Below are 7,606 nucleotides of genomic sequence, written 5' to 3'. Positions count from 1 at the left end.
TGTTTTACCGTGGTCAACGTGGCCGATAGTACCAACGTTAACGTGCGGTTTCGTACGTTCAAATTTTTCTTTAGACACGATCGTGTTCCTTCCTAGTTATGATTCGTCGTGATCATTATTGATCGACGACGCGCCAGAAATTGTTATTTTATGCGCCAACGCCCGTTAGCGCAATATTTGGACGCCCTGATCTCGCAAAAAGTCGTAAACTTTTTGCAGTTCAATCGTCAATTAGTAACCACGCTCTGCAATAATTTTATCTGCGAAGTTTTTCGGCACTTCAGCGTACTCGTGAAACTCCATAGAGTAAGACGCACGGCCTTGAGTTGCAGAACGTAGATCAGTTGCGTAACCGAACATTTCGGATAGTGGTACTTGAGCACGGATGATCTTAAGACCAGCCACACCTTCGTCCATGCCTTCAATGATACCGCGACGACGGTTTAGGTCACCAACAACGTCACCCATCCAGTCTTCCGGAGTGGTTACTTCGACATTCATCATAGGTTCTAGAATCACAGGTTGTGCTTCTAGTGCACCTTTCTTGAATGCCATCGAGCCAGCGATCTTAAACGCCATCTCGCTTGAGTCTACATCGTGGTAAGAACCATCAAATAGTGTAGCTTTAATATCTAGTACAGGGTAACCCGCTAGAACACCACTATTCATTTGCTCTTCGATACCTTTCGATACCGAGCTGATGTATTCCTTAGGAATCACACCGCCCACGATTTCGTCTACGAATACGAAACCTTCACCAGGCTCAGAAGGCTCAAGTTTGACCCAAACATGACCGTATTGACCACGACCACCTGATTGACGAACAAACTTACCTTCAACTTCCGCTTTACCACGAATGGTTTCACGGTAAGCAACCTGAGGTTTACCAACGTTACAATCAACGCTGAATTCACGCTTCATACGATCAACGATAATGTCTAGGTGAAGTTCACCCATACCTGAGATCAGAGTCTGACCTGATTCGTCGTCCGTTTCCACGCGGAATGATGGATCTTCCGCTGCTAGTTTACCTAGCGCGATAGCCATTTTCTCTTGGTCTGCCTTAGAACGAGGCTCTACAGCAATCTGAATAACTGGTTCAGGGAACTCCATGCGTTCTAGAATCACTTTGTGGTTCTGATCACACAGTGTGTCACCTGTTGTTACGTCTTTCAGACCGATAGCAGCTGCAATATCACCAGCGCGAACTTCTTTCACTTCTTCACGCTTATTCGCATGCATCTGAACGATACGACCGAAACGCTCTTTCTTCTCTTTTACTGAGTTGTAAACAGCGTCACCCGAGTTTACAACACCGGAGTAAACACGCATGAAAGTTAACGTGCCCACGAATGGGTCAGTCGCAATCTTAAACGCTAGCGCAGAGAAAGGTTCGTTGTCGTCAGCATGACGCTCAACTTCATTTTCTCTTTCGTCGACACCTTTAATTGCAGGTACGTCAACTGGCGATGGCAAGAACTCAACTACTGCATCCAGTACCGCTTGAACACCTTTGTTCTTAAACGCACTACCACAAGTAGCCAGTACGATTTCGTTATTTAGTGTGCGAGTACGTAGAGCTTGTTTGAGCTCAGCTTCAGTCAATTCACCTTCTTCAAGGTACTTGTCCATCAGCTCTTCGCTAGCTTCAGCAGCGGATTCAACCATGTGGTTGCGCCACTCTTCAGCAAGTTCAATCATGTCAGCTGGGATGTCTTCGTAAGTAAACGAAGTGCCTTGATCGGCATCATTCCAGTTGATCATTTTCATCTTGATAAGGTCGATGACACCTCTGAACTCATCTTCCGCACCAACGTTCAGCTGGATTGGAACAGGAGTCGCACCAAGACGATTCTTAATTTGGTTCACAACGCGTAGGAAGTCTGCGCCCGCACGGTCCATCTTGTTTACAAATACCAAACGTGGAACGTGGTATTTGTCTGCTTGACGCCATACAGTTTCAGACTGAGGTTCAACACCAGATGAGCCACAGAACACAACCACAGCACCATCAAGTACACGAAGAGAACGCTCTACTTCGATAGTAAAGTCAACGTGTCCAGGGGTATCAATGATGTTTACGCGATGCTCAGGGAACTGTGCTTCCATACCACGCCAGAATGTAGTAGTCGCAGCGGATGTGATAGTGATACCACGCTCCTGCTCCTGCTCCATCCAGTCCATGGTTGCTGCACCATCGTGAACTTCGCCGATTTTGTGAGAAAGGCCAGTGTAGAACAGAATACGCTCAGTTGTGGTTGTTTTTCCTGCATCTACGTGAGCACAGATACCGATATTACGGTAGAGCTCAATAGGAGTTTTACGAGCCACGATTGTATCCTCTTACTAAGGTGTACCTTAGAGTATAGAAAAGTGCTGCGAGAGAACCTCGCAGCACAGAAGGTATTACCAACGGTAATGAGCGAACGCTTTGTTTGCGTCAGCCATGCGGTGAACGTCTTCACGTTTCTTAACCGCAGTACCTTTGTTCTCAGACGCGTCTAGCATTTCAGCAGCTAGGCGTTGAGCCATAGATTTTTCACCACGCTTGCGCGCAGCTTCAACCAACCAACGCATAGCAAGTGCGTTACGGCGAACCGGACGTACTTCTACAGGTACTTGGTAAGTTGAACCACCAACACGGCGAGATTTAACCTCTACCGCTGGGCGAACGTTTTCAAGAGCTTCTTCAAAAATAGCTAAGTGGTCTTTACCAGACTTTTCAGCCATAGCATCTAGTGCAGTGTAAACGATTTTCTCTGCAGTAGATTTTTTACCGTCAACCATTAGGATGTTAACGAATTTTGCCAGCAATTCAGATTTGAATTTTGGATCTGGAAGGATCTTACGCTGACCAATGACGCGACGACGTGGCATGGATTTATCTCCGTTGTCTTCTTCAGGTTTTATCCAAAACTTTTCAGTTTTTTCAAAAAATTAAAAATAATTTAGTGTTTGGCCTTACTTAACGGAATCCATTAAGACTTAGGACGCTTCACACCGTACTTAGAACGACCTTGTTTACGGTCATTTACGCCAGCACAGTCTAGTGCGCCGCGAACAGTGTGGTAACGCACACCTGGAAGGTCTTTAACACGACCACCACGGATTAGAACAACTGAGTGCTCTTGAAGGTTGTGACCTTCACCGCCGATGTACGATGTAACTTCGAAGCCGTTTGTCAGACGTACACGACAAACTTTACGAAGTGCTGAGTTAGGTTTTTTAGGTGTAGTAGTGTAAACACGAGTACATACACCACGTTTTTGTGGGCACGCTTCTAGTGCAGGCACGTTGCTTTTAACAACTTGCTTTGCACGTGGCTTACGTACCAACTGGTTAATAGTTGCCATTAACTAGCTCCTGATTTACTTGAAAGTAAGCTTTGTGAAAAATCTATCCCCAACTGCCAATGCAGTTAGGGACGCAAAATTCTATGCAGCAGTGAGAGGTGTGTCAAGAAATATACGGATCTTTTTTGTTCAATTAGAACAATTCATCCGTAAAGCTTTGTCGACAGCAAATCTTGTTCAATCCCAAGTTAGGGATTTATCCTGTTTTGCTGTTAGTTCAACGAAGCCTGAATAATTCACAATCGTCAGCGATGGACTAATACGACTTGCAATACCGCGAGCTTGCGCATCGCTCTCCAACACAAATACGCTGCGGTTTTTTAGATGGGAAAATGCTTTATGTTGCGAGTTAGCAGCGTACACTGCATCTTCTATAAGTAAGATGTCATCCTGTTCACTGCATAAGGGCATGGCGTCTTCTAGAGCAGAGACTGTTTTTATGATGTGTAACATAACTTCCTCAAAAAGACAGTAGCTTGCCAGCGTGTTGTAACTTATCTTTGAGCTGTTCTGAGCTTAACGCTTGGGCTTCAAGGACTAAATCCGCTTGCGCCAAACCTCGCTGGGTTAACGACTCTGAACACACAAAGACTTGTTCGATGTCGTATAAATCGAAAAGCTTTAACATCGGCGCGTAATCTTTACTCAAAATATTGTTGGGGTCTTGTCCGAGTAGAAGCTGGTATACCCCGTCACCCATGAAAATGACGCTGATATCTTCACAGTAAGCCGACGCGGCTAACAGTGCATCCACACCTTCACGACCAGCTGCACTGCCATGTGGCGCACTACGAAATAGATAAGTTAACTGACTCAAAACTGTACCACTCTGTCTTGGGTTAACATCGCTTCAGCTAGGCTACCTAAGCCTGCTTGTTCAAAACCATCGGCTAGATTGTTCTGAACCAAACCATGTTGATTCGCTTCTTCTTCACTTACAATCCCGCGACGCAAAGCGGCCGCGACACAAGTTTCTAGGCGAACACCATGCTCTTTAGCCAAAGACTGCCACGCCTTATTGAGATCAAATTCATCGTTGGCTGGCACACTCAAAGCAGTACCATTAGTCACACCATCTTGATAAAAGAAGACGCTCACTAGCTGATGGCCTTGCTCTATCAACGCTTTGGCGAACTGATAAGCACTGCGCGCTGACTGGCTGCCATAAACGGGACCATTCACCACTAACGTGTAAGTCAGTTTACTCACCTTTCATCATCCTCGGTTTTACGTTGACGAATGTACAAGTAAACGGTGTGTTTTGAAATATTAAGGCGATCCGCAACACGGTTGATGGCATCTTTAATATCGAAGATACCTTTGTCGTACAACTCCATCACGATCTGGCGATTTTTGGTGTTGTTAGACACGGATTTATCCGCATTGATCTCTTCGATGGTGCGTTCAACAGTTTGGTCCACCAGCTCTTCTACGTCACTAGCAAAGTTGACCGAGGAAGCCGCTTCTTTCGCTTCTTGCGTCGGCATGAAAGACTGAAGAACTTGCGAGAAAGGCGCATCCAAGTTGACGTTGATACACAACAAACCAATCACGCGATTTTCGCCATTACGAATGGCGACAGTAATCGACTTCATCAACACGCCACCTTTTGCACGGGTAAAGTACGAACGTGAGAAGTTGCGCTCCGAGCCTTCGATGTCTTTTAGCATCTTAAGCGCTAAATCAGTGATTGGTGAGCCGACTTGGCGCCCCGTATTTTCACCGTTAGCGATTTTAATTGCAGAGGTATTTAAGTCTTCTAGAGAGTGAAGAACGATTTCACAAAATGGACCTATCAGGCTGGCGATACCATCCACGACCGCCTCATAAGATCTTAAAATGATTTTGTCGTGCTCGGTAAACGGCATCACGTTAACGGATTCCATTTCGAGCAACATCTCCGCGTTTATTGTTTCTGTAGTTGTCATAAGCCTTCGAGCGAAAAATCAACAAATTGGTGTAAGTTTATCAGAAAATTTGAAAAGCAACCTAGCAAACTCACCAACTAGTGACCTAGAACAAAAAAGGCCCGTTAAACGGACCTTTTTCAATAACTTATCGCAGCTTATTGTTATTGCTCTGCGTTGTCGTTCTCAACTTTTAGCAGCTCAACTTCAAATACTAGCGTTGAGTTAGCAGGAATGCTTGGTGTGTCTTGGTCACCGTATGCTAGCTCTGGCGGGATAACGAATTTGAATTTAGAACCCACAGGCATTAGCTGAACACCCTCTGTCCAACCTGGGATTACACGGTTAAGTGGGAACGTTGCAGGTTCACCACGATCGTATGAGCTGTCGAACTGAGTACCGTCGATCAGAGTACCTTTGTAGTGTACTTGAACCGTATCAGTGTCTTTTGGCTTCTCACCTTCAGCTGGTGTCATTACTTGGTATAGAAGACCTGTATCTGTCTTCACTACGCCTTCTTGCTTCTCAAACTCAGCACGGAAATCATCGCCAGCTTTTTTCGCTTCAGCTGCTTTCTCAGCCGCTTGTGCTTGCATCTTTTCTGCAACACGCTTGTCTAGAGATTCTAGTGCTGCACGTGTTTCTTCTTCATTCAATTCAGCATTGCCTTTGAAGACGTCTTCGATACCTTTTAGTACCAAATCTTTGTTAAGATTAATGCCGATTTCGCTTGGCTTGTCGATGCTTGTGCTTAGGTAGTTAGCAAATGAAACACCGATTGCGTATGCCGCTTTGTCGTCGTCGGTTTTAAAGTGAACCGCTTTACCGGTTTCTGCTTGAACTTGTTCTGCTTGAGGTGCGGTTTCTGTTTTAGTTTCTTCTTTCTGACAACCTACCGCTAGCATAACTGTTGCAGCAAGTAGCGACACTTTTAAAACTGATTTCATTAAATTCTCCCAATAATGGCTCTGCCATTGGTTGTTGTGCACAAATCTTCTATGAGACTAGTGAAGACAATCGTTATACCAATATACTAGCTATATGTCTTAAGACACAAACCGGATTATTAGATGTGATGCAAAGAATTTTTCATTTATTCCTATATTTAATTGTCATCACCACGTTAAATGGTTGCTTTTTCGCCGAGCGTGAAGTGCAGCGTTGGCCGATAGAACCTCAAGGTGCGACGAGCTTCGCACTTAGCAGAGATGGACGGTTTGCTCTGCTCTATTCTCAACAACGTCATTTGATGTTGTGGGACCTAGAGCAAAATGAACAACTAGCCAACCTGGGTGAACTCGATGCCGATGCCAATGTGGTTTCCCATATCCGCATATCTGACAATGGTCGCTACGCAATTACAGCAAGCCAAATGAACTTCGCAGTTTGGGACCTAGGCTGGACGCAATCCGAAGGCCTTTGGTCTATTTCTGATGCGCTCATTCGCGACGTTGATATCACCAGTAATGGTGAACAAGTTCTGCTTGGGTTATCCAACGGTAAAGCAATTTATGTCAACTTAGTCACCGGGCGTCGCATGGAGTTCCTTGCGCATCGTGAAAAAGTCAATTCCGTGGCCATTTCTCCTAATGGGCGCTTCGCCCTAACCGGAGGTAATGACTATAAAGCGTATCTGTGGGATACCGAAACCGGACAAGTACTACGAACCTTCGAACATGAACAACGAATTGTTCGCGTGGCCCTGCAAAGAGATGGAAAATTAGCAATGACATCTGATGGCGGAAACCAAGCGATTGTTTGGAATTTAAAAACTGGACAAGAAGTCACACAGTTGAGCAGTTGGTCACGCCAATTAATTTTCTCTACCGCACGATTTTCTGACGACGGGACTCAACTAGTCACAGGAAGCCCTTCTGGCCGTGTGTCGATATGGGATACTCAAACCGGAAAACGAATGAGTGGATTTGAAGTGGAGTCCAAAAAAGACACTCGCCCTCCCCGTGCGGTCGTGTATGATGCAGCCTTTGATTCAAAACAACGCGTAATTACTGCTACTTCAGCAGGTATTGCCCAAGCTTGGCAGTTAGAGAACGGATCATGACAGAAAAAATCATTCAGCAATTGGAAGCACGCATTAATGACTTAGAATGTCAGCTTGCGTTCCAAGAACAGACTATTGAAGATCTGAACGGAGCTTTATCGCAGCAACAACTGCAAATTACCAAGATGCTCGATCAGATGAAATATGTGGTAGGTAAAGTAAAAAATATGGACTCGTCGAATTTAGCCGATCCGTCAGAAGAAACCCCACCACCGCATTATTAAAATGCAGGCTCAAATAGCATAAAGCCCAGAACATGTTCTGGGCTTTGTTGTATTAATTAC

At 45.1% G+C, this 7,606-nt stretch carries 10 protein-coding genes; 2 read left to right on the top strand and 8 right to left on the bottom strand.

Features of this window, described 5'->3' with window-relative positions; translation table 11 throughout:
- Positions 1-231: 231 nt before the first annotated feature.
- From fusA to fkpA, 8 genes are all read right to left on the bottom strand, one after another.
- The gene (gene fusA, locus R7Q11_RS23190) at positions 232-2,331 is read right to left on the bottom strand and encodes an elongation factor G (RefSeq protein WP_005382794.1); all 2,100 of its coding nucleotides are present in this window, start codon (positions 2,329-2,331) and stop codon (positions 232-234) included.
- A 75-nt stretch (positions 2,332-2,406) separates the two neighbouring features.
- On the bottom strand, positions 2,407-2,877 hold the full coding sequence (gene rpsG / locus R7Q11_RS23185; protein WP_005382796.1) for a 30S ribosomal protein S7: 471 nt from the start codon (positions 2,875-2,877) through the stop codon (positions 2,407-2,409).
- Between the two features lie 101 nt (positions 2,878-2,978).
- Positions 2,979-3,353 (bottom strand): 30S ribosomal protein S12, encoded by a 375-nt coding sequence (rpsL, locus tag R7Q11_RS23180; RefSeq protein WP_004399892.1) that lies wholly within the window; start codon positions 3,351-3,353, stop codon positions 2,979-2,981.
- Positions 3,354-3,530: 177 nt separating this feature from the next.
- Complete coding sequence (tusB, locus tag R7Q11_RS23175; protein WP_225466750.1) at positions 3,531-3,806, bottom strand: sulfurtransferase complex subunit TusB; 276 nt, start codon at positions 3,804-3,806, stop codon at positions 3,531-3,533.
- Positions 3,807-3,813: 7 nt separating this feature from the next.
- On the bottom strand, positions 3,814-4,170 hold the full coding sequence (tusC, locus tag R7Q11_RS23170) for a sulfurtransferase complex subunit TusC (protein ID WP_064354366.1): 357 nt from the start codon (positions 4,168-4,170) through the stop codon (positions 3,814-3,816).
- Positions 4,167-4,562 (bottom strand): sulfurtransferase complex subunit TusD, encoded by a 396-nt coding sequence (gene tusD / locus R7Q11_RS23165; protein ID WP_017633744.1) that lies wholly within the window; start codon positions 4,560-4,562, stop codon positions 4,167-4,169. Before tusD ends, tusC begins: the two co-directional genes overlap by 4 nt.
- On the bottom strand, positions 4,559-5,281 hold the full coding sequence (locus R7Q11_RS23160; RefSeq protein WP_005382804.1) for a transcriptional regulator: 723 nt from the start codon (positions 5,279-5,281) through the stop codon (positions 4,559-4,561). Before R7Q11_RS23160 ends, tusD begins: the two co-directional genes overlap by 4 nt.
- Positions 5,282-5,424: 143 nt before the next feature.
- On the bottom strand, positions 5,425-6,207 hold the full coding sequence (gene fkpA, locus R7Q11_RS23155; RefSeq protein WP_017821751.1) for an FKBP-type peptidyl-prolyl cis-trans isomerase: 783 nt from the start codon (positions 6,205-6,207) through the stop codon (positions 5,425-5,427).
- 128 nt (positions 6,208-6,335) lie between these two features.
- Between fkpA and R7Q11_RS23150 the strand changes: the two genes are divergently transcribed.
- Together R7Q11_RS23150 and R7Q11_RS23145 are read left to right on the top strand one after the other, a co-directional pair.
- Positions 6,336-7,322 (top strand): WD40 repeat domain-containing protein, encoded by a 987-nt coding sequence (locus tag R7Q11_RS23150; RefSeq protein WP_225466749.1) that lies wholly within the window; start codon positions 6,336-6,338, stop codon positions 7,320-7,322.
- Positions 7,319-7,546: a SlyX family protein gene (locus tag R7Q11_RS23145; RefSeq protein ID WP_005381455.1), complete on the top strand. Its 228-nt coding sequence runs from the start codon at positions 7,319-7,321 to the stop codon at positions 7,544-7,546. Before R7Q11_RS23150 ends, R7Q11_RS23145 begins: the two co-directional genes overlap by 4 nt.
- The last annotated feature ends 60 nt before the right edge of the window (positions 7,547-7,606 follow it).

Source organism: Vibrio sp. 970, assembly GCF_033339075.1.
This window is presented reverse-complemented; position numbering and strand designations above follow the sequence as displayed.

What these genes read in the sequence shown, in the direction of transcription:
- rpsG (WP_005382796.1), bottom strand. Translation starts at nt 2,877, where the DNA reads ATGCCACGTCGTCGCGTCATTGGTCAGCGTAAGATCCTTCCAGATCCA.
- tusB (WP_225466750.1), bottom strand. Translation starts at nt 3,806, where the DNA reads ATGTTACACATCATAAAAACAGTCTCTGCTCTAGAAGACGCCATGCCC.
- R7Q11_RS23160 (WP_005382804.1), bottom strand. Translation starts at nt 5,281, where the DNA reads ATGACAACTACAGAAACAATAAACGCGGAGATGTTGCTCGAAATGGAA.
- R7Q11_RS23145 (WP_005381455.1), top strand. Translation starts at nt 7,319, where the DNA reads ATGACAGAAAAAATCATTCAGCAATTGGAAGCACGCATTAATGACTTA.
- R7Q11_RS23150 (WP_225466749.1), top strand. Translation starts at nt 6,336, where the DNA reads ATGCAAAGAATTTTTCATTTATTCCTATATTTAATTGTCATCACCACG.
- rpsL (WP_004399892.1), bottom strand. Translation starts at nt 3,353, where the DNA reads ATGGCAACTATTAACCAGTTGGTACGTAAGCCACGTGCAAAGCAAGTT.
- fkpA (WP_017821751.1), bottom strand. Translation starts at nt 6,207, where the DNA reads ATGAAATCAGTTTTAAAAGTGTCGCTACTTGCTGCAACAGTTATGCTA.